The organism is Vibrio kyushuensis (assembly GCF_050337325.1).
Taxonomy (GTDB): Bacteria; Pseudomonadota; Gammaproteobacteria; order Enterobacterales; family Vibrionaceae; genus Vibrio; species Vibrio kyushuensis.
The window spans coordinates 150,414-172,046 of sequence record NZ_JAKJSV010000007.1; the positions used below are offsets into that span (position 1 = coordinate 150,414).

Consider the following 21,633-nt stretch of genomic DNA (forward strand, 5'->3'; position numbering starts at 1 on the left):
GTGAACAACTAACTGTTTTTTAAGTGAGTGACTAGGCTGTAAGTGATGCAATCGCGGCATCAAGCTTAGCAAGGCCCTGCTCAATCTCTTGTGTGGTAATCACTAAAGAGGGTGTAAAGCGCACGATATTCACGCCTGCCACCAAGACCATTAGCCCTTGCTGACCAGCTGCAACCAAAACATCACGTGCTCTACCTTGCCACTGATCGTTCAGTACTGCGCCCAACAATAAACCCTTACCACGCACTTCTGAGAAGATTTGGTACTTATCATTAATCTTAGCCAGTCCTTCGCGGAAAATAGCTTCACGCTCTTTTACACCCGCTAGAGTTTCAGGCTGACTAACAATATCAACAACTGCTTCGGCAACAGCACACGCCAATGGGTTACCACCGTAAGTCGAACCGTGCGTACCCACTTTCAAATGCTCGGCAAGTTTAGATGTGGTAAGCATTGCACCAACAGGGAAGCCGCCACCTAAAGATTTTGCAGTACTTAAAATATCAGGTGTAACACCTAGACCTTGATACGCATAAATTTCGCCAGTACGGCCATTGCCGGTCTGTACTTCATCAAAAATCAGCAGTGCATTGTGTTTATCACATAGCTCGCGAACTTTTTTGGCAAACTCATCGGTAGGAGAAACGATTCCGCCTTCGCCTTGAAGTGGCTCCATCATAATGGCGCAGGTACGCTCTGACATATGCGCTTCTAGAGCTTCAATATCATTGTATGGAAGATGAGTAACATCGCCAGGTTTAGGACCAAAGCCATCAGAATAAGCAGCTTGACCACCCACGGTTACAGTAAAGAACGTACGACCATGGAAACCTTGTTGGAAAGCAATGATTTCAGATTTTTCTTCGCCGTGAACATCGGCAGCCCAGCGACGAGCGAGCTTTAATGCTGCTTCATTTGCTTCAGCGCCAGAGTTAGCAAAGAAGACTTTTTCAGCAAAGCTCACTTCCGTCAGTTTTTTTGCAAGACGCAGTGCTGGCTCATTGGTCATCACATTACTTAAATGCCAGATCTTATTGCCTTGCTCAGTAAGTGCATTCACCATCGCCGGGTGGCAATGACCTAAACAACTCACCGCGATACCACCAGCAAAGTCAATGTACTCTCGACCATCTTGATCCCAAACGCGTGCGCCTTCTCCTTTTACAGGAATCATTTCCATTGGGTTATAACAAGGTACCATCACCTCATTGAATAAACTGCGTTCTACTTTTTCAACGTTTTCCATTGTCATTGCACATTCCTTCTTAACACGACCAACAAGCAGTTCAGCGTATTAGCCCCCTAATAATGAAGGCATATATTATTTCGCATTTTGACTGCTGCAGCATTGTATTTACATTTAATTAACCATTTCAATAGTGATTTATTCTTTTCAAGCACGGAAGCATCCACCAATAATCACTTCACATGACTATTTATGCATCAAGTCGAGGCTTTTATGAAGCTTTTTTTTTATGCGAAGAGAAAGAAGTAGTGGGAACTCAGCGGTATCAAGGCGATGCGGTTTAACAGAGTATCTGTTGCGAATAATTTTTCATTCGCTGAACGGCACTTAATATATGAAAGAAATGTTAAGAAAGGTGATCGCGGTCAGGTTGTCTAATTGGCTCTACGAGCTAAGAAATTAGCCAATAGTTGATGCCCTTGTTCTGTTTTGATCGATTCAGGGTGAAACTGCACCGCATCGATTGGTAAGGTCTTATGTTGATAGCCCATTATTTCATCCATTGAACCATCAGCAAGAGTAGTCCAAGCGGTCAGTTCAAAACAATCTGGAAGGGTTCCATTTTGCACGACTAAGGAGTGATAACGGGTCACTGTTAATGGATTATTTAAACCTTGAAATACACTGTGATTGGTATGAACAATTGGCGAGGTTTTCCCATGCATCACTTTCCTAGCTTTCACCACGTTTGCACCAAAGGCTTGTGCAATGGCTTGATGACCAAGACAGACGCCCATAATAGGAAGCTGACCTGCAAAGTGTTTGATGGCGGCTAAAGAGATACCCGCTTCATTGGGTGTACAAGGTCCAGGGGAGATAACAAGATGGGTTGGATCAAGCGCTTCAATTCCTGCAATATCAATGGCATCGTTACGCACAACCTTAACCTCTACACCCAGTTCGCAAAAGTACTGGTATAGGTTATAGGTAAATGAATCGTAATTATCGATAATCAATAGCATGGCAACAATACAGCTCAAAACATTGAAACACTCAGAGGGCGGTATTGTGCAATACCAAGAGTGAAAGGCAAGTATTAACTCTGAAAAAGACAAAAATAAGACCAGCTGTTGCTGGTCTTATTGGTTTACACGAGTTGTTATTATTTTACTTTTACACTGACGTTATTAGCTTTACTCGTCTTATTGACGTCGACGCCACATCATAAGCCCAAACATCGACATAAGTGCCCCTAAACCAAACGAACCACCCATTTGCAGCTCAAGTACTGCTGGATCATGATCTGAAGAGCGGTAGTGATCTTGGTACTTCGGCAGGTCGCCTTTATACTCTTCGTTGTAATCAAACAGAGTCGACTCACCGCCATTGATGTGCCAATCTGTTGCATCAACCACTTTATCTTCTAAGCTCTCACTGATCAGTAGGTGGTCTAACGCGCCCACTTCATCATTGTACGAGTAGCTCCAGCTTTTAGGGTGCATCATTGCAACAGCATTAATGTACCCATAGTTATCAGTAATAACCGCGCCATCATCGCCAAACTGAGGCTCACCTGCAATAAAGGTATTACGCGCCGCTTTGATCTCTTTACCATATTTCTCAGCGCTGTAATCCGTCAGAACCAGCATCGGATCTTCCATACCGTAAGAGTTCATATCACCAAGGATTACCTTATGGCCTTTGATCTCATTCAGTGCATCGCCAAGTGCAACGGCTGCAGCAACACGAAAGTTTTCACATGAACCCTGTTTATCCGCATCAACACCACCCTGACCACCTTGCTCAACTGGCGCTGCATCTTCCCAACATTTTGAACCTTTCGATTTAAAGTGGTTTACCGCCACCGTAATTTTCTCTTTAGTGCCTTTCACTTTAAACGTTGGCGCTAAAGAGTCACGTTGGTAGTTTTTACCACTTTCAATCACCTTGCCGTCATCATCGATAACTTCAGGCGCTAGCTGGCTTGGCATCGCGATAACACGGCTAGTCTTTAACTTCACAACCTTCGCTCGGTAAATAACACCTGTCGTGATCACATCGGTGCCAATCGAGTCTAAGTGATTGGTTTCGCCATCTTGATTTGAATCTACCGCAACGAAAGAGTACTGATCTTTCTTCTTAGGAATACGTAGATTTATTTGATCAACAAGCTGAGTAATCGCACCACTGTCACCAAAACCGTTATTCTCTATCTCCATTAAGCCAACGATGTCAGCATCAAGAAGCAAGATTGCATTAACGATTTTCTCTTGCTGGATTTCAAACTCTTCATACGAGTCAGCACCACGATTACCGCCATGCAAGTTGGAATCACCACCGAATGGCGAGTTGAAATAGTTAAGAACATTGAATGTAGCGATACGCAGATCACCACGATTCATCTCTGGACGATCTGTACGTGGTGAGTTGCGAACAAAGTTCTTGTTAGTCAGCTGATTCGTCGCGATTAAGCGATACTCGTTGTAGCTGTAGCTCAATGCGCCCTCTAATCCGACAATAGTATCGTCAACACGGATGTAATCTTCTGTTGAACCGTTTTGATCGATGTCAGTACGACCAAAATCAGGGTAATAAGGCACTTCTCCATTCGGTGCTTTTTGATCCGTTTCGACAAATAGGCGTGCTAGTTTGTTTTTCTCTGTCTGCTCTTTTGCTTCTTCTGATCCTGCAACAAACAGTTGGTTAGGCTGCATGTTTATTTCGCCCTGCGCCAGTACCATATTGTTGCGACGCCCTGAGTAATCATAACCAAAGGTGCGCGTGACACGCATATCAAGCTCTTCAGTTGTTCTTACCAGCATGCCTTCGTAACGCTCCAGCGTCTGCTCGAAGTTTTCATCGCTATCGAGTATTTCAATATCGACAGCTTCTGGCACTGCTTGTTCGCTCGTCTTCACCCAGTTGTTATTCTCGGCTTTAAGCTGAGTTAAGCTGTAATATTCTTGAACCTTCCCCTTCACACAGACGACGTCACCCGGTACTAGGTCTGACTGAGCAAGGTTGGTGTGAACGAACAGACCATCAGAGGTATTTGAATTGTAGTCGCCCTCTAATGCTTGAAGATAAAAGCCTTTGGTTAGCCCTGTTGTGACTGCTGTTACAACACCTTCAACAAAGTACTCTTCATCGGTAATGTATGGGTAGCCATCAATAAATGGCGAGGTATCACCTTCGCCTTGGATTTCTTTAATAGAGGTGAAGACAGGATTAGCACCATCTTGACTGCAAGCGAACGGTTGTGGGGGTTCAATAATATCTAACGAACCTAATCCTTCGATATTGTCTTTGGCTAATGCTACCCACTGAGAAGCTTGGTAGCTTGATGATGGCGTTAAGTCAGCGCGAACTAAGGTTACGTCTTTGCCCCAATCAACATCACCCATGACACCCATCATATCGTGAACACTGCCATCAATATTAAGCAGAGCAACCGGATCATCACCGTTAAAATTAATCACTGTAGTGTTTGTTGTATCAGTCACATCCAGAATGGCCTGAGAAGCGCTTGAATTCGAAAATACCAGTACTTCATTCGCACTAATAACTCGCCCCGACAATGGTAACAAGGCATCCCAGCTGCCTCCACCGTTGCTTGATTTCGCCAACTGAAAGTTATCTAGACTAACGGCTGTATCGCCCGTATTGGCGATCTCTAGCGCTTTGTTATTACTACCACCTTCGACATACTGAGAAATAACCACATCGGCCAGTGCTGGAGCTGCTAACGTTGAACTCATTGCAAGGGCAAGCAAGTTACGCGTAAATTTGGTTTCCATTATCCACCTCTAATGCCCTCTCAAATGTCGCTTTGCATCCCAGAAGGCGTTCCATATCACATTAATTGAATTGTCGTTTTTATTTTGCGCGTTCAGTGTTGGACTTTTATGTAAGTTATAAAAACATTCACATGACATATCGAGATCGCGATCTCATTACTAAATCAAATAGCTGAATGAGGCGCATACTTTCAACAAGCAGAGTAAACAGAAGAAGTATGGTGGAGTTATCAGTGGCACTAACTGATGGATTTATAAATAGAAAAAGCCCTTAACTGGCGCTAAGGGCTTTACAAATAGATAGAACAAAGAGTACTCAGACTGACGTCATCCCACTCTATTCGCTACTATGGACGAGTAACAAAACCAACCGCTTCGTACGCTTTTTTCAGCGTCACAGCAGCGCGCTCAGACGCTTTATCAGCGCCCGCTTTCATTACTGAGTCTAGATACGCACGATCATCACGAATACGCTTGTACTCGGCTTGTACAGGCTCTAGCATTGCAACAATGGCTTGACCAACATCTTTCTTAAATGGGCCGTACATTTCCACGCCTTGGTACTGCGCTTCAATCTCTTCAAATGTCTTGCCTGTTGCCGCTGAATACAAACTCATCAAGTTTGAGATACCCGCTTTATTTTCCCAATCACTCTTAATGCGTGGTGGAGTTTCAGCGTCAGTTTGCGCTTTGTTGATCTTCTTCAGGATTGATTTCGGATCTTCAAGCAAAGTAATAACGTTCTTACGGTTATCATCTGATTTAGACATCTTCTTAGTTGCATCCTGCAGGCTCATGACACGTGCATTCACTGTTGGAATGTAAGGTTCTGGCACAGTAAAAATAGGCGCTTCAGGGCTGTAGATATTGTTAAAGCGAGTTGCAATATCACGCGCTAGCTCTAAGTGCTGCTTCTGATCGCTTCCTACCGGTACTTGATGTGCGCCGTATAGCAAGATATCTGCCGCCATCAATACAGGGTAATCAAATAGACCAACGTTGATGTCGTTTGCGTAACGCTGTGATTTGTCTTTAAACTGAGTCATACGGCTCAGTTCACCCATTTGGGTATAGCAGTTAAGAAGCCAGCCAAGTTGAGCATGCTCTGGTACGTGTGACTGAACAAATAGAGAGCTCTTTTTAGGATCAACACCAACCGCAAGGCAGATTGCTAATGCATCAAGAGTGGCTTCATGCAATGCTTTAGGATCTTGACGAACCGTAACGGCATGAAGGTCTACAACACAATATTGGCAATCGTAGTCATCTTGCATCTGTTGCCATTGACGTAGAGCACCCAAGTAATTACCGATACTAAGTTCACCTGACGGTTGAACGCCACTCAATACAATGGGTTTGCTCATGCTTCTGATTCCTTTGACTTCTTATATAATTCGATTAAAAAAACCGCATCGAATTTATCAATACGGTTTTAGCAGTGTACTCATTGGCAAGTATATTACCAGAGGCATTCTGTAAGTTTTCGATGCTTTGTTCTGAAACCAAGAGCTTTACGCTGAAACTAGGACAACTTCTAGTAATTGTGAAATATCATCTGCGACATAGTCAGGGTTTGAGTCTGAAATTGGCTCGCCATGGTTGTAGCCATAGGTCAGACCAAACGAGTAACAAGCTGCATTTTTCGCCGCTTTAATGTCATTACTCGAGTCTCCGACCATCAGCATTTCATCAGCTTTAACGTTATGCTTTTCTAGTAGCCAGTTAAGTGCCATTGGGTTGGGTTTCTTTTCTGGGAAAGAGTCGCCGCCAATCACATCAACAAAATACTTAGCAATATCATGTTGAGCTAATACATCTGGGACAAATTTGGTTGGTTTGTTGGTTACTAATGCCATCGTAAAGCCAGCTTTATCTAATTCTGCTAACGTCTCTTTTACTGATGGATAGAGGTGACTCAGTTTATGACCGCCTTGCTCGTAAAAGTCATCAAACAAGATTCGAGCTTTACTGCGAGTCTCTTCACTCAGTTCAGGGTCCACCGTTAAGTTTTGACTTAGCGCGCGGCCAATTAAAATATCGGCACCGTTACCTACGTAATCACGAACTTGCTCTTCCGTTACTGATGGAAAACCTAATTCTTGAACCGCTTGATCTGCGGCTACCGCTAAATCAGGCACACTGTCTAGCAAAGTTCCATCCAAATCGAAGGCAATCAGTTTTATTGAGCTTAACGACATCTTTCTTCCTACTCTTATACTTATAAAGAAAGGGGCATCATGGCCCCTTAATATCACATCTATCTTATTATACTTGAGCGTTTACTTCTTATTAACTTGCGCAAGCTCTGCACGCATTTCGTCGATAACTTCTTTGTAGTTTGGTTGGTTAAAAATAGCTGAACCCGCTACAAACATATCCGCACCCGCTTCGGCGATTTCACGAATATTATCGACTTTAACGCCACCATCAATTTCCAAACGAATATCACGGCCAGATTCGTCAATCAACTTACGAACCGCACGCAGTTTATCCAATGTGTTTGGAATGAAAGATTGTCCACCAAAACCAGGGTTTACCGACATCAGCAAAATCATGTCTACTTTATCCATGATGTAATCAAGACACGTTAATGGCGTTGCCGGGTTTAGAACCACACCCGCTTTACAACCGTTCTCTTTGATAAGCTGAAGCGTACGATCAATGTGCTCTGAAGCTTCTACGTGGAAAGTAATCATCGATGCGCCCGCTTTTGCAAACTCAGGAACGATGCTATCAACTGGCTTCACCATTAGGTGTACATCGATTGGTGCTGTGATTCCGTAGTCACGCAGGGCTTTACAGATTGGCGCGCCAAACGTTAGGTTTGGTACGTAGTGGTTATCCATTACATCAAAGTGCACAACATCAGCACCGTCCGCGAGTACTTTCTCAACGTCTTCGCCTAAGCGAGCAAAATCTGCAGATAAAATGGATGGAGCGATAAGAAAATCTTTCATACCTAGCCTCTGTGCTATTTCTTTAATGGATAAAGCTGTAATGGATTAAGCTTTAATGAGTAAGTGCTTAAATGGATAAACAGCTGTTCAGGTAGATGAAAAACCGAGCACAGCTATTTTAATAAAATTGGCATTGAACAAGTTTCGCGCGCAATTCTACCTAAGCGAGGCTAGTGTTTAAAGTGATTTGTCTGTGACTTGATTTTGCTTGTCATAAAATAGTGCGAGCAATTCGTCGACTTTATTTCGTCCTGCGCCATTTCGGCTGATGGTCCGCTTCACCTTCACAACATTAAGTTCCGCGCCATGATAAAGGCGGCGAGTCAGTGTTGTGTCGTGATTAGAAATCAAAACAGGAATGCCACGTTCATAAGCGGCTTTTTCAGCAACATCCGCTAGCGCAGCTTGATCATCCAGTGAAAAGCCATTACCAGCGTAAGAGGTAAAGTTTGCGGTTGTCGACAGTGGCGCATAAGGAGGATCGCAGTAGACGACACTGCCTTTACGAGCTCGTTTGAATGTTTCGACATACCCTTCACAGATAAACGTCGCCTTCTTAGCCTTTTGAGCAAAGAATTCTAATTCAGCTTCAGGAAAATAAGGTTTTTTATAAGACCCGAATGGTACGTTAAATCCGCCCTTTTTGTTATAACGACACAAGCCATTAAAACCAAATCGGTTCATATACAGAAAAGCTAATGAACGGTACATGATGTCATCCGTTGCATTAAACTGAACACGTATGTCCAGATAAACCTCTTTCTGATTATGATGAGGGGTAAACCAACGCTTAGCTTCTGAAATATAAAGCTCGGGCTCTTCTTTCAGTAGGTTGTAGAGATTGATCAGATCTGGATTGATGTCCGCAAGCAGGTAATGATCAAATTCTGAATTGAGAAATACAGAACCAGCCCCTACAAAAGGTTCGATCAATTTTCGAGCAGGAGGTAGGTGGTGTTGAATATTTTCAACTAGGCCATATTTTCCACCAGCCCATTTTAAAAAGGCGCGCTGCTTTTTCATCTACTGCTCAGTCTATCCACCACAAAATAAGGTTGCGGAATGTAACACATTTTCACGCTAACCTCAGTCTTATTTCGCACGTTCAATTTCCCGATGCACTTGACTCATCGATTTCGCCCATGGACCTAACTCACTTAGTGCTTTTGGTAGCGTTTCTACTGCGTCACGTGCAATTTGAATGGTTGGATAGTTTTCATAAGTCACGATGTACCATTCGATTTCATTTCGAGTGGTTGGGTAAACACGCACCTTATGGTGTAGGTCGTATTTTTCAATAAACTCTTGGACTTCAGATAGTGAATTCATTGCCGCTAACTGAAGTGTGTAGCTACGAGGAGAAAATGCTTGTAGTGCTTCTCGAGCGAAGGAGAAAGTAATGGGCTTATCTGTTGGGGCTTGTTGCTCTTCAACCGCCGCTTCTACTTCAATAGCCGCTTCAGGCTCGACAACATCAGACGCTTGCTGCTTTGCATCTGCAATCGCATTATCAATGCTACTAGTATCGACTGGTTTATCATCGAGTAGCGCATCAACAACATCAGAAGTGATCACCACTCGCTGATGATTATCATCGGCTGAACCTACGCTGGCTGTTTCATCAATCACATCTTGTGGTAATGACATACTGTCGTCATCCGCCCCTTGATAACTTGGGTCAAGCATTTCGGACTCTTGACCATCCATACCAGTGGCTTGACTTGATTCTGCCGAAGAAGCGACCGTCGGCAATGTTGGAATCACAGTTTGCTCAAGGTTATCAGTGATCTGCTGGGCTTTTTCATCTGGCGAGGGCTGCCCCATCATCCAGTAGTAACCACCACCAATGATAAGTAGCAGTAGAATAACCAGCGCCGCTATTTTTGTAGGAGAGCCAACAATTGAACGGATGATGATGCGTTTTTCCACTTTATGATCCCCTAATGCCATGATTGCACCCGGTAAAGGTGACACCTTTTTATACACCTGACGAACTCGTTTCTCTAAATCGTCATCCACATAACGAATAACGAGAAACTCAAAAAATCGATCTGCTTCTTCAGAGCTAAGTGAATCAACCTCTAGCTCAATAGGTTTATGCTCTTGACCGTAACTTAAACGAGTTAGAAGCCCCTCTATGCTATTGGATTTAGCAAAAAGAACGACATTGATACTCCAATGAGGATTACCTTGCGCTTCAAGCACCAGCATCCACAATTCGGAAATTAAAGACTCTGTTAATTGATGAGCATCATCAACCACTATAACGAGATCACAGGGCTCACCGTCGAGAATTTGTTTCAGGCTATCAACAAGTGAATCTTGAGGACTAAAAAGGGGATTAGAGATGACTTGGTTTAAAATAGTAGAACGGCGCTGTGCATCATCTTGATTAGGATGACACATCAATAACGACTGATTTTTATCTTGCGCCCAAGCTTCTAAATAACGTTGCGCTAACCAAGATTTTCCAGCGCCAATCTCACCACCAACGGTGACAAGATTAGAACCAAAATTAGTCAACAGCTGTAAACGCTCAAGTAACTCGGTTTGAGACTCTAATTCCAACACACGGGATTCATGCGTTAAACTCATTAGGCCGTCCTACTGACAGATCACTGTCTACAAATAAAATTATACGCTACGACAAAAATCAATGGCTTGTTCAAGCACAGACTCTGGAACGCCTTTAACAACGTCTGCAGTACCAATACTGGTTGGCAATACTAGTCGAAGCTCTCCGGCCAATACTTTTTTGTCTCTCATCATATGCTTCATGAAATCGCTGAAAGCCATGTTTTCAGGAGTATGCACAGGTAGCTTGGCATTTTTCAGTATAGAAATAATTCGCGTAACTTGCTGCTCAGAGATCAAACCCTGTAGCTGCGCTGTCTTTGCGGCCATCACTGTACCTGATGCAACTGCTTCCCCATGCAACCATTTACCATACCCTAGTTCAGCCTCAATGGCATGACCAAATGTATGACCTAGATTCAATAAAGCACGAATGCCTGACTCTTTTTCATCTTGAGCGACAACTTCCGCTTTGATTTCACAGCAGCGAGAGATAGCGTAATTTAGTGCATCGTTATCAAGAGCATAGAGCTTGTCTAGATTATCTTCTAGCCAAACGAAAAATGCTTCATCATAAATAATACCGTACTTAATCACTTCTGCGATGCCGGCCGCAAACTCGCGTTCAGGTAGCGTCGATAAGCAATTGGTATCAATAATGACGGATTTAGGTTGGTAAAATGCACCAATCATATTTTTACCAAGTGGATGGTTCACAGCGGTTTTGCCGCCAACAGAAGAATCAACTTGAGAAAGTAATGTGGTAGGAATTTGAATAAAATCAACTCCGCGCTGATAGCACGCAGCCGAGAATCCAACAAGATCACCAATAACCCCACCACCAAGCGCAACCACAACGACATCGCGGCTGTAATTCCCTTCCAGTAGGAAGTTCATCACTTGATTAAAGGTATCGAGACTCTTGTATTGTTCACCATCAGGTAATTCCAATAGTGACGTATCACAACCAAGCTCTTTAAACTTAGTCAGAATTTGATCAGCATAAAGCGGAGCAACGGTCACATTACTGATAACCACTACTTTCTGATAAGCAGAAAATTCTTGATCGAGATAAGAAGAAAAAAGTTGTGCCGAATTATTAAATAATCCGGCACCGATAGAGATTGGGTAGCTTCGTTCGCCCAAACTGACCGTAATCCGTTCCATGGTTTGCTCTCCGATAAAAAACGACTTAACGTTCTTCTAGCATTTTTACGATCTGGTTGGCTACTACTTTTGCACTCTGGTCATCGGTACGAACCGTATAATCCGCTACTTCTTCATAGAGGTTATTACGTTCACCAGCCAAAGATTCTAATACATCTCTAGGATTGTCTGTTTGTAGCAGCGGGCGCTTCTTGTCGCGATTAGTACGCGCAAGTTGCTTTTCAATTGTTGTTTCAAGATAAACAACAATGCCTCGTGCAGATAGACGGTTACGGTTATCCTTGCTATTTACAGAGCCGCCCCCTGTCGCAAGAACAATGCCTTGCTTGTCAGTTAGATCGTTAATGACAGATTCTTCGCGCGTACGGAAGCCTTCTTCGCCCTCAACATCAAAAACCCATGCGATATCAGCACCTGTGCGTTCTTCAATAACTGTATCAGAGTCTAAAAACTCCATATGCAGTTGTTGTGCAAGGTGTCTACCAATTGTACTTTTGCCGGCGCCCATTGGGCCGACAAGAAAGATATTGCGTTTCTCAGCCATGTTTTTAGGAGTATTTTACATCGTTAATTCAATGACATCGCCACAAGAGTAACCCGATATTCTCAGGCCTTATATTTGCTTGTGGCACCTATTCCTCACAGATATTTCGTGATAAGACCCGAAATTATCTAGATCTGATGCCACTAATGCAACTTTATTTTTTGTTGATCGCGATTATTTATTCTCCACTACTGAAGAATTACTTTCGGAGTGACGAAAATTAACAGCTCGCTTTTGCCTTTTTGCTCATAAGTTCGGCGGAATAAAGCCCCTAATAAAGGGAGATCACCAAGTAGTGGAACCTTATCAACAGAATTCGTTGTGCTGTGTTGATAAATTCCCCCAAGCACCACTGTTTCACCATTATTAACCAATACTTGCGTGCCAATTCGCTGTGTATCGATAGCCACAGCCTCTCCTGTTCCCGTCTTAACAACTTCTCCCGGTCTATCTTGAGTCACACTCAAGTCCAGCACTAATCGATTGTCTGGTGTTATTTGGGGTGTCACCTTTAAACTTAATACCGCTTTTTTAAAGGCGATAGTCGTCGCTCCACTTGAAGACGATTCCAAATAGGGAATTTCTGTACCTTGCTCAATATAAGCCGGCTTTTTATTGGTTGTAATAAGACGTGGGCTGGAAATAATTTCGGCTTTGGATTCTCTTTGCAGTGCAGATAGCTCTAAATCAAGTAGCATGTCCGATCCTAACTTTGCCACTTGAAAAGCTATTGAAGAGGCATTGGCTGATGTCGCTCCTAAATTCACATTAAGAAAGTCATCAATGGGTAGCTCATCCCCTGCTAATAAGCCTTTTTGCCATAAATTACTCTCAATAGACCCTCCGACAGTGTTATCACCATTCGTATTAGTAAAGCCCCAACGTACGCCTAGTTCATCCATATTACCTTCATTAATCGTTACAATTCTTGCCTCTATTTGAACCTGTTTAACAGGAATATCCAGTGAAGCAATAATCTCTCGAATGATCTCGATGTTTTCTGGTAGTTCACGCATTAATAGTGAGTTTGTTCTTTCATCAACTGTGATTGAACCTCGATCAGAGAGCATACTCACAGTGCCATCACCGCCAATCATATCGGCGATATCTGATGCTTTGGCAAAGTTGATTTTAATAATATCGGAAGAGAGGTTGCCTAACTCTTCTGCTAGGCGAGATTTTTCTAGCTTCTGTTGCTCTTGCAAATCAAGCTCCGCGGTTGGAGCAACCAAAATAACATTGCCATCGACTCGTTTATCCAGCCCTTTAACTTGCAAGATAATATCCAGCACCTGCTGCCATGGAACACCATCAAGACGCAATGTCAGATTACCAGTGACCGAATCAGACACCACCAAGTTAAACTCATTGTATTCCGCAATAAGCTGCAACACATTACGCACAGGAATATCTTGGAAGTTGATTGAGATTAGCTTGCCTTCTCTTTCAAGCAAGCTCGCCTTGTTAGGTGCCTGCTCTTCCTTTAACGGGCTGATCACTATTTCTAAGTATTTGCCTTTCAAACTGTAGTTGTAGTCATAGTCACCGATAATGGATGCCACCAGTAAAGTGCTTGGTTCTTTGCGAAACACTTCAACGCTTTCAACCGATGTCGCAAAGTCTTTCACATCGAGCAGATAGAGCTGGGCATCACTCACATCTGTTTTTAATAACTCAATGCTTAATCCTTCCTGTACTTTTTGTACATCAACTACAGAAGATTGCGATGCAAGCTCAATAATAATTCGAGCGTTTTTATCGCCATCAACGCGAAAATCGATGTTCTTTAGTTGATTGGCTTCTGCTGCTAAGGCACTACCAAATAACATGGATGTTATAACCAACAAGCCAAATAGGAGCTGACGAGGAACTGTAGCCATTTTAATCGTTAATCCTTTAATCATGATGATATCTCAAAACAAGTAATTCTATTTAAGAGCAAGCCTGACGTTGCGCTTGTTCCAACAACCAAGTCCATCGGGCAAGGTTTCGTTAATCAGTAAGTATTTCGACGTAACCTTTGTTACTCGGCCATTATTCAAGCCAACAAACTGCCCTTTACCAACCTTAACCACCTGACCTTTTGGGGTTTGTATTAAGGCCGAGATCTGGCCGGAACTCCCCATCACCCCTTTTAGCTTTAATTTGCTAATGGGGTAACGTTCGAGCTGCCCAGACTTATTGCGTTTACTTGGCTGCCAACAATCTTTTTTAGCGATGGGTTGCTCTTGCACAAGCGCCGCAATGGGAAGAATAAAAGGTTCGCGAAGACCTCTACTTTGGTAGGGTGATGCTTGGAAAGTGATAATCGGCGTGAGCTGTTCAACATCGATACGAGCCTGAGATTCAACCGTCTGAATATACTCATCAATAGACTCTTGATTAGCATTGCAGCCGACAAGTAGAGTCGCGCCCAATAACAAACAGAATGAGTTAACCTTCATCTTTCACCTCCGATTTAAATTGGTAGGTGTAAGCGCGCACTCGAAAGTGAAGCGTGCTGCTCTCTTGGCTCACTCGCTGCCAATCAATATCTTCTAACACGATAATGCGGGGCAGGTTGGCAATCGCTTCTGAGAACTGACCGATATTGTTGTAGCTTCCTGTCAATTCGATGTTGAGCGGTAAACGATAGAGGAACTCTTGATTTTGTTTCTGTCCCCAGTCTATTCGAGTAAAAGTGAGCGAATTCTTTAATCCAAACTCGTTAACAGATGCCAGCATACTCGCCAGCTCTTTTTGCTCAGGTAATTGCCGCATTAAGTAGTCATATCGCTCTTGAAGCTCATCAAGTTGAACCTTTAACTTGGGCAGTGTCGCAACTTTATTCGCTTTGATTCTTAACGTGGATTTCAGTATTTGCTCTTGTCGTTTCAGCTCATCAAGACTCTCTTGTTTTGGCAAAACATAGAACCAGCCACCAACCCCCTGAAAAACTAAAATCAACAGCACTAACGTCCCTAACTGCGGAATCAAAGGCCACTCGGCAATCTCATCAATATCAAGATCTTTAAAATTAGCCATGTACCCTCCTTAATGATGGATTCATTCTCAACCGTTCTTCTTTCTTCAACAATGCACCGTTATATAACCGAGCACTTAACTTCACATTGTCCTCTTCTGGGTGATCAGGGTTAACAGCAATTCGAAACGAGACCTTGAAGGTATGGAAGTTTTGTTCAAAACGCTTCTGATCATGAACAATAGAGTGCATCTCAACATCTGACAGAAATGACGACTTTTCTAAATTATCTAACATGGTCGCAAGGTGAGCAGTGCTATCACTGATCCCCTTCATTTCAATTTCATCACCATTCAGTTTTATTTTGTCTACGTACACCCCTTCTGGCACAAGCATTTGTATTTCAATCATGAAGTCGGTGCTTTTATTGCGTGACTGCTGCAAACGTTCAACGACAGATAAGCGGGTTAACAGAGCGCTATGATCTTGCTCGGTTAGCTTTAGATCATCAATACGCCGATCTAGCTGCTCAATATAGTGAGTGAAATAGTTGATTCTTCCTTGCTGCTTGCGAAGCTCACCGTTGAAATACCAACCAACAGCGTATTGGAGTAAAAAGGCAATCAACAGCGCTAAAATGACAAGGCTTACAAAGCGTCTTTTATGCTTCTCGCGCTTCTCATCTCGCCAAGATAATAGGTTCACACTATGCAACATGAGTCGTCTCCAACCAGTCATTAGCTCTTATCGCAATGCCTGCAGCCGCACTAAAGCAATTGAGATCATTATGACGATGGGACTTTCGAGGCGTTTTACCGCTAAATAAACTTAAAGGATTAAAAACCTGGCACTCGATTTTTAAACGATGGGCAATCTCTTCCGTTAAATTGGGCGTTGCAGCGCCACCACCCGATAGCCAAATGCCCTGAACAGCAGGTAATCCACTCACTGATAACAACATCTGCATTTGTCTTTGAATCCTTTCAATCACCAGCTGAATAAACTGCTCACTCCTATTTTCAATCTGCGCATTCATTGAGGAGGGCTCTAAATCCATAAACTGAGTCCCCAGCGCGATCTCTTTACTAAACGGGGGCTTATTCGAAAAATCCATACACAGAGAGGTTTGGGTATAGCCAATATCAACCAACAACCAATCATGATTATTCGATTGGCTTGCAGCCAGTTGCCACATGCTGACTAAGCTATGCGCTTGCACATCAAATACAACGGGAGTGAAGCCTGCTTTTTTTGCTGCGCTATAGCGGCTATCTATCACCTCTTTTTTAGTGGCATAGACTTGATAGGCAACAGTTGGCGTTTTGCTTGCCTTATCACTACGGACAAAATCAAGACTAAGCTCTTCAATAGGAAAGGGAGATTGATGGGAAAACGCTTGATAGATAGCAAATTCAGTTTCTCGTTCATCAAGGTCACTATCAATCTGTAGAACCTTGCTGATCACTGCGTTATCAGGGATAGCGATCGCGACACGACGACTAAATAAAGGGAGAGCCTTTCTTAGTTCTTTTAGTTTCTTTACAATTTCATGATAATTAACTGTGTGATTATCAGAGAATACGCTTGTTGAAATTGGTAGTTCTGTAAAACTAATTAGTGAATATCCATCACTCACTGGCTTTAAGACTACGGCTTTAATACTATAGTGACCAATATCTATACCAGTTATTAATGATTTACCCATGTGTTTTGCTCCAGTGACTTTATTTACTATTAATAGGTTTCATTGCTATCAATAGACTTCGTTGCTAGCCTTAGCACCATCACTTAAAATTTAAGTTATTTTTTATTTTAGAATACAAGGGGTTGCATAGTTGCCACCTCTACTAATCAGGGATTCTTCGGTGAAGTTCATAAAGCGACTATTTATATTCACATTGGTTTGCACGATTCTTGGGGTCAGTACGATTGTTGGCGTCTATTACTATGCAAAAAATGAATTAATCAAAGATAAGTTGTTCGATGTGGAAAAGTTACGCCACATTGAACTCGCTGCGCCAATGCAGGTGTTTAGCCAAGACAACAAACTCATCGCCCAATTTGGTGAAAAACGTCGAGTGCCAGTGGAATATGATGAAATTCCGCAGCATCTTATCGAAGCGCTTATCGCCACCGAAGACAGCCGCTTTTACAGCCACTACGGCATAGACCCAATTGGTATTGCTCGTGCTGCAGTCGTGGTCGCCATGTCTGGTTCAGCGAAGCAAGGTGCAAGTACTATTACGCAGCAGCTTGCGCGTAACTTTTTCTTATCGAACGAAAAAAAGATCATCCGAAAAGTTAAAGAGATCGTATTGGCGCTTCACATTGAGCAGTCTTTGACCAAGCAGGAGATCATGCAGCTTTACGTGAATAAGATCTTCCTAGGTCACCGCTCTTACGGCTTTGGCGCTGCCGCTCAAACCTATTTTGGTCATAACCTTGATGAGCTGACACTGAGTCAATTGGCGACCTTAGCCGGCATGCCAAAAGCACCATCGACCATGAACCCTATTTATTCACTAGAACGTGCAACACACCGTCGTAATGTTGTTCTTCGTCGAATGCTTGATGAGCAATACATCACTCAGGCTGAGTTTGATGACGCTCGTGCTGAAGAAATTGAATCACGCTATCACAGCGCCGAAATAGAGCTAAGAGCACCATACGTCGCTGAATTGGCACGTGCTTGGATGGTTGAGCAACATGGCGAAGATGCTTATACACAAGGCATGAGCATCTACACCACGGTAGATTCTAAGCTTCAAGCCGCAGCTAACGAAGCAGCGATTAATAATCTCATCGCCTACGACGAACGACATGGTTACCGTGGTGCAGAAAAAGTAATCTGGACTGATGAACAAACACTTTCTACTGAAAAAGAGTTTAACCGTCACCTTTCAAGAGAGCCGTCGTATGGTTCTCTACTTCCAGCTATCGTGACTGATATCCGTGATAACACGGCTTATGTGTGGGTCAAAAACTATGGTCCACAAGAGATAAAGTGGGAAGAGATAAGCTGGGCTCGCCGTTTCTTGACCGATGACCGTCAAGGTCCTGAACCAAAAGAAGCTAGTGATGTTTTAGCGATTGGTGAACAAATCTGGGTTCGTAATATTGCTGTTCAAGATGAAGAAGCGATTAGTACTGAAACAAATAACGAACTCACATTAGAAGAGTTAGAAGCACAAGAAGAAGCTGAAAAAGCGAGTGCAGTTTGGCGACTAAGCCAAGTTCCTAATGCCAACACAGCTTTTGTTGCTATGAATCCTGAAAATGGTGCTGTCTTGTCATTGGTCGGTGGCTTTAACTTTGTTCATAACAAATTCAACCGCGCTACTCAATCGGTACGTCAGGTAGGCTCGAGCATCAAACCGTTTATCTACGCTGCGGCGATGGATGAAGGCATGACACTGGCAACACTGATTAACGATGCCCCTATTAACCAGTGGGATAAAAGCCAAGGTACTGCATGGCGCCCAAGAAACTCGCCACCAACGTATATTGGTCCAACTCGTGTTCGTATTGGTTTAGCTCAATCTAAGAACGTCATGGCAGTACGTGTACTGCGCGCTGTCGGGCTTGATGAGACGCGAGAGTACCTGACTCGGTTTGGTTTTGAAATTGATGAGCTTCCTCGTTCTGAAACCATCGCTCTGGGTGCAGGTAGCTTAACGCCGGTTAAAATGGCTCAAGGTTACTCTGTCTTTGCCAATGGCGGATACTACGTTGACCCGTTTTACATCAGCCGAGTAGAGAGCCGATTTGGTGACATTGAATGGCAAGCAACGCCGAAAGTCATATGCCGTCAAGATTGTGATATTCCGACTCAACATCAAGCCGATGTCAGTGATAATGAGTTTATGGAGCAAGATGTTGAACCAAGTCTTGACCCACAAGAGCCGCAATATGCACCTCAAGTTCTTTCTGAACAAACCGCATTTTTAATGCGTGAGATGATGTACAGCAACGTTTGGGGTGGCGGTAACTGGAGTAATGGCACAGGTTGGAATGGTACAGGTTGGCGCGCACAGCCTCTGAAACGCCGTGATATTGGTGGTAAGACAGGGACAACCAATGACTCTAAAGATGCTTGGTACAACGGTTATGGACCCGGAATGGTCGCTATATCTTGGGTTGGCTTTGACAATCACAACCGTAAATTAGGCAAAACAACCGCAAATAAAAATCTCGGTAAGAATCAGATTACTGGTGGTGAAGCTGGCGCTAAAACGGCTCAACCAGCTTGGGTAGACTTTATGGAAGTCGCACTAGATGGCGTCCCTATTCAACGTAAGCAACTGCCAAAAAATATTGTTCGTGTACGTATAGACCGAGACTCAGGCCTGTTAACCAATAAGTTTGATTCAAGCTCTATGTTTGAATATTTCCTAGAAGGGACAGAGCCAACAGAGTTTGTTGAGGAATCAATCACTGACACGATTTACTCAAGCTCTGGTGGTAGTGAAGAGCTGTTCTAACGAATCGTTTAATTAAAAATCAAAGGGTTGGCTATGATAGCCAACCCTTTTTCTTTTCTCTGCTTTAACTGCATCTATAAAGCGTAAATCTATACCGATTCAGCCTGCAAAATTTCATTAATGGTTTTTCCAAGTAGCTCAAAGCGAGCACGTAATGGTGAGCCAGCACGGTAAGCCAATACTATTTTGCGTGAAGGCTGTGGGTCCATTTTTTTCACGTAACACACTCCGTCCTTAGTTGACTCTTTTGGCACGGAAAGCTCCGGCAGCAATGTAATCCCCCCACCGGCTGCGACCATATTTCGTAGTGTCTCTAAACTGGTCGCTTTAAAGCGTTTATCTTCTTTTGCACCCGCGGCAAAACAGTAACCTAATGCTTGGTCACGCAAACAGTGACCATCTCCGAGCATCAAAACAGTACGCCCGTTAAGCTCTTCCACATTAAGAAACTCTAATCCTGCCCACTCATGATCACAAGGCACAGCCAGAGCAAGTGACTCCTCATAGAGTTCAATCTCTTTAAACGGTGCGGTTTCTGCTACCGAAGCCAAGACCAAACAATCGAGCTTTCCGTCTTGAAGCTTTCTTACTAAGTCATGGGTTTGAGATTCATGAAGAAACATCTCTAATTCAGGGTAAGTGGATTTAAGCTGCGGGATGATCTTTGGCAATATGTATGGACCAACAGTTGGAATAAAACCAATTTGCATCGGGCCTACCATTTCACCGCTTTGACCGCTCGCCATATCTTTGAACCGTTTCACCTCACCAAGGATGACTTTGGCTTGTTCAACAAGCTGTAATCCAGAGTCAGTAAACAAGACCTTACGGCTATTACGCTCTAACAATGCGCTACCAATTTCATCTTCTAGTTTGCGTATTTGCCCACTCAACGTAGGTTGGCTAACAAAGCACGACTCTGCAGCTTTGCGAAAGTGCTGATGCTCAGCCAGTGCCACCAAATACTCTAAATCACGAATGTTCATATCTGCTCTACTCAATATCAACTAATTAAGGTCGATTGACCTCAATGGTCTAATTACCCTAATAGAAAATTCCTATCGAAACGATAGCACCAAACGATTATCCCTATCAAAGGAAATTATCAATAATAGCTTCAACAAAACGGAGCACAGCAAAACGCTGATTAAGACTTCAAACTAATTCAGCAATATTTAAAGATAGGAAATGATTATGTTTACATCTAAAGAAGGCCAAAACGTACCACAAGTTACTTTTCCAACTCGTCAAGGTGATGCTTGGGTAAACGTAACAACTGAAGAACTTTTTAAAGGCAAAACCGTTATCGTATTTAGCTTGCCAGGTGCATTCACACCAACATGTTCTTCAAGCCACCTTCCACGCTACAACGAACTGTTCCCTGTATTCCAAGAGCACGGTGTAGACGAAATTCTATGTGTCTCAGTGAACGATACGTTTGTAATGAACGCTTGGAAAAATGACCAAGAAGCGGACAACATTACTTTCATTCCAGATGGCAACACTGAGTTCACTGACGGCATGGGCATGCTAGTCGACAAAAATGACCTTGGCTTTGGCAAGCGTTCATGGCGCTACAGCATGTTAGTGAAAGATGGCGTGGTAGAGAAAATGTTCATCGAAGCTAACGAACCAGGCGACCCGTTCAAAGTTTCTGATGCGGACACAATGCTTGGCCATATTGCACCAGACTACAAAACACAAGAATCAATCACTGTCTTCACCAAGCCGGGCTGCCCATTCTGTGTGAAAGCGAAACAAACACTAATCGACAAAGGTTTGAACTACGAAGAAGTGGTACTTGGTAAAGACGCTACAACAGTGAGTCTTCGCGCTGTAACCGGTAAAGCAACCGTTCCTCAAGTCTTCATCGGCGGTAAGCACATCGGTGGTAGCGAAGAGCTAGAGACTTACCTAGGTTAATTCCTCCTAACTCTTTGAAAAATAGTTACCTAGTGTATCGGG

At 43.3% G+C, this 21,633-nt stretch carries 18 protein-coding genes; 2 read left to right on the forward strand and 16 right to left on the reverse strand.

The features are described from left to right. Positions 1-31 precede the first annotated feature (31 nt). The 15 genes from L4D20_RS16475 to pilM form a co-directional block, all read right to left on the reverse strand. Complete coding sequence (locus L4D20_RS16475) at positions 32-1,252, reverse strand: aspartate aminotransferase family protein (protein ID WP_428802679.1); 1,221 nt, start codon at positions 1,250-1,252, stop codon at positions 32-34. A gap of 368 nt (positions 1,253-1,620) precedes the next feature. Then, entirely contained in the window at positions 1,621-2,208 is a 588-nt protein-coding gene (locus tag L4D20_RS16480) for an aminodeoxychorismate/anthranilate synthase component II (RefSeq protein ID WP_428802680.1), read from the reverse strand. 180 nt (positions 2,209-2,388) lie between these two features. Continuing rightward, on the reverse strand, positions 2,389-4,983 hold the full coding sequence (locus tag L4D20_RS16485; RefSeq protein WP_428802681.1) for an ExeM/NucH family extracellular endonuclease: 2,595 nt from the start codon (positions 4,981-4,983) through the stop codon (positions 2,389-2,391). Positions 4,984-5,330: 347 nt separating this feature from the next. Beyond that, positions 5,331-6,347 carry a tryptophan--tRNA ligase gene (gene trpS / locus L4D20_RS16490; RefSeq protein WP_428802682.1) on the reverse strand — a complete coding sequence of 339 codons (1,017 nt, stop codon included), beginning with the start codon at positions 6,345-6,347 and terminating at the stop codon, positions 5,331-5,333. 147 nt (positions 6,348-6,494) lie between these two features. After that, positions 6,495-7,181: a phosphoglycolate phosphatase gene (locus L4D20_RS16495; protein WP_428802683.1), complete on the reverse strand. Its 687-nt coding sequence runs from the start codon at positions 7,179-7,181 to the stop codon at positions 6,495-6,497. An 81-nt stretch (positions 7,182-7,262) separates the two neighbouring features. Next, a complete protein-coding gene (rpe, locus tag L4D20_RS16500) occupies positions 7,263-7,940 on the reverse strand; it encodes a ribulose-phosphate 3-epimerase (protein ID WP_428802684.1) in 678 nt (225 codons plus the stop codon). Positions 7,941-8,117: 177 nt separating this feature from the next. After that, entirely contained in the window at positions 8,118-8,963 is an 846-nt protein-coding gene (locus tag L4D20_RS16505; protein WP_428802685.1) for a Dam family site-specific DNA-(adenine-N6)-methyltransferase, read from the reverse strand. Between the two features lie 69 nt (positions 8,964-9,032). Then, complete coding sequence (locus L4D20_RS16510) at positions 9,033-10,535, reverse strand: SPOR domain-containing protein (RefSeq protein WP_428802686.1); 1,503 nt, start codon at positions 10,533-10,535, stop codon at positions 9,033-9,035. A gap of 39 nt (positions 10,536-10,574) precedes the next feature. Continuing rightward, the gene (gene aroB, locus L4D20_RS16515) at positions 10,575-11,681 is read right to left on the reverse strand and encodes a 3-dehydroquinate synthase (RefSeq protein ID WP_428802687.1); all 1,107 of its coding nucleotides are present in this window, start codon (positions 11,679-11,681) and stop codon (positions 10,575-10,577) included. Between the two features lie 25 nt (positions 11,682-11,706). Then, a complete protein-coding gene (gene aroK, locus L4D20_RS16520; RefSeq protein WP_428802688.1) occupies positions 11,707-12,225 on the reverse strand; it encodes a shikimate kinase AroK in 519 nt (172 codons plus the stop codon). Positions 12,226-12,413: 188 nt separating this feature from the next. After that, entirely contained in the window at positions 12,414-14,054 is a 1,641-nt protein-coding gene (locus L4D20_RS16525) for a type IV pilus secretin PilQ (protein WP_428802884.1), read from the reverse strand. A gap of 99 nt (positions 14,055-14,153) precedes the next feature. Next, positions 14,154-14,669: a pilus assembly protein PilP gene (locus L4D20_RS16530; RefSeq protein WP_428802689.1), complete on the reverse strand. Its 516-nt coding sequence runs from the start codon at positions 14,667-14,669 to the stop codon at positions 14,154-14,156. Next, positions 14,659-15,249: a type IV pilus inner membrane component PilO gene (locus tag L4D20_RS16535; protein ID WP_428802690.1), complete on the reverse strand. Its 591-nt coding sequence runs from the start codon at positions 15,247-15,249 to the stop codon at positions 14,659-14,661. Before L4D20_RS16535 ends, L4D20_RS16530 begins: the two co-directional genes overlap by 11 nt. After that, a complete protein-coding gene (locus L4D20_RS16540) occupies positions 15,242-15,904 on the reverse strand; it encodes a PilN domain-containing protein (protein ID WP_428802691.1) in 663 nt (220 codons plus the stop codon). The genes L4D20_RS16535 and L4D20_RS16540 overlap by 8 nt, the downstream gene beginning before the upstream one ends. Further along, a complete protein-coding gene (gene pilM, locus L4D20_RS16545) occupies positions 15,894-16,892 on the reverse strand; it encodes a type IV pilus assembly protein PilM (RefSeq protein ID WP_428802692.1) in 999 nt (332 codons plus the stop codon). Before pilM ends, L4D20_RS16540 begins: the two co-directional genes overlap by 11 nt. A gap of 160 nt (positions 16,893-17,052) precedes the next feature. Between pilM and L4D20_RS16550 the strand changes: the two genes are divergently transcribed. Further along, positions 17,053-19,668, forward strand: coding sequence for a penicillin-binding protein 1A (locus L4D20_RS16550; RefSeq protein WP_428802693.1), 2,616 nt, complete (start codon positions 17,053-17,055; stop codon positions 19,666-19,668). Between the two features lie 89 nt (positions 19,669-19,757). Here L4D20_RS16550 and oxyR read toward each other — a convergent pair whose 3' ends face one another. After that, positions 19,758-20,654 carry a DNA-binding transcriptional regulator OxyR gene (gene oxyR, locus L4D20_RS16555; RefSeq protein ID WP_428802694.1) on the reverse strand — a complete coding sequence of 299 codons (897 nt, stop codon included), beginning with the start codon at positions 20,652-20,654 and terminating at the stop codon, positions 19,758-19,760. A 208-nt stretch (positions 20,655-20,862) separates the two neighbouring features. Between oxyR and L4D20_RS16560 the strand changes: the two genes are divergently transcribed. Beyond that, positions 20,863-21,591, forward strand: coding sequence for a glutathione peroxidase (locus L4D20_RS16560; RefSeq protein ID WP_428802695.1), 729 nt, complete (start codon positions 20,863-20,865; stop codon positions 21,589-21,591). The last annotated feature ends 42 nt before the right edge of the window (positions 21,592-21,633 follow it).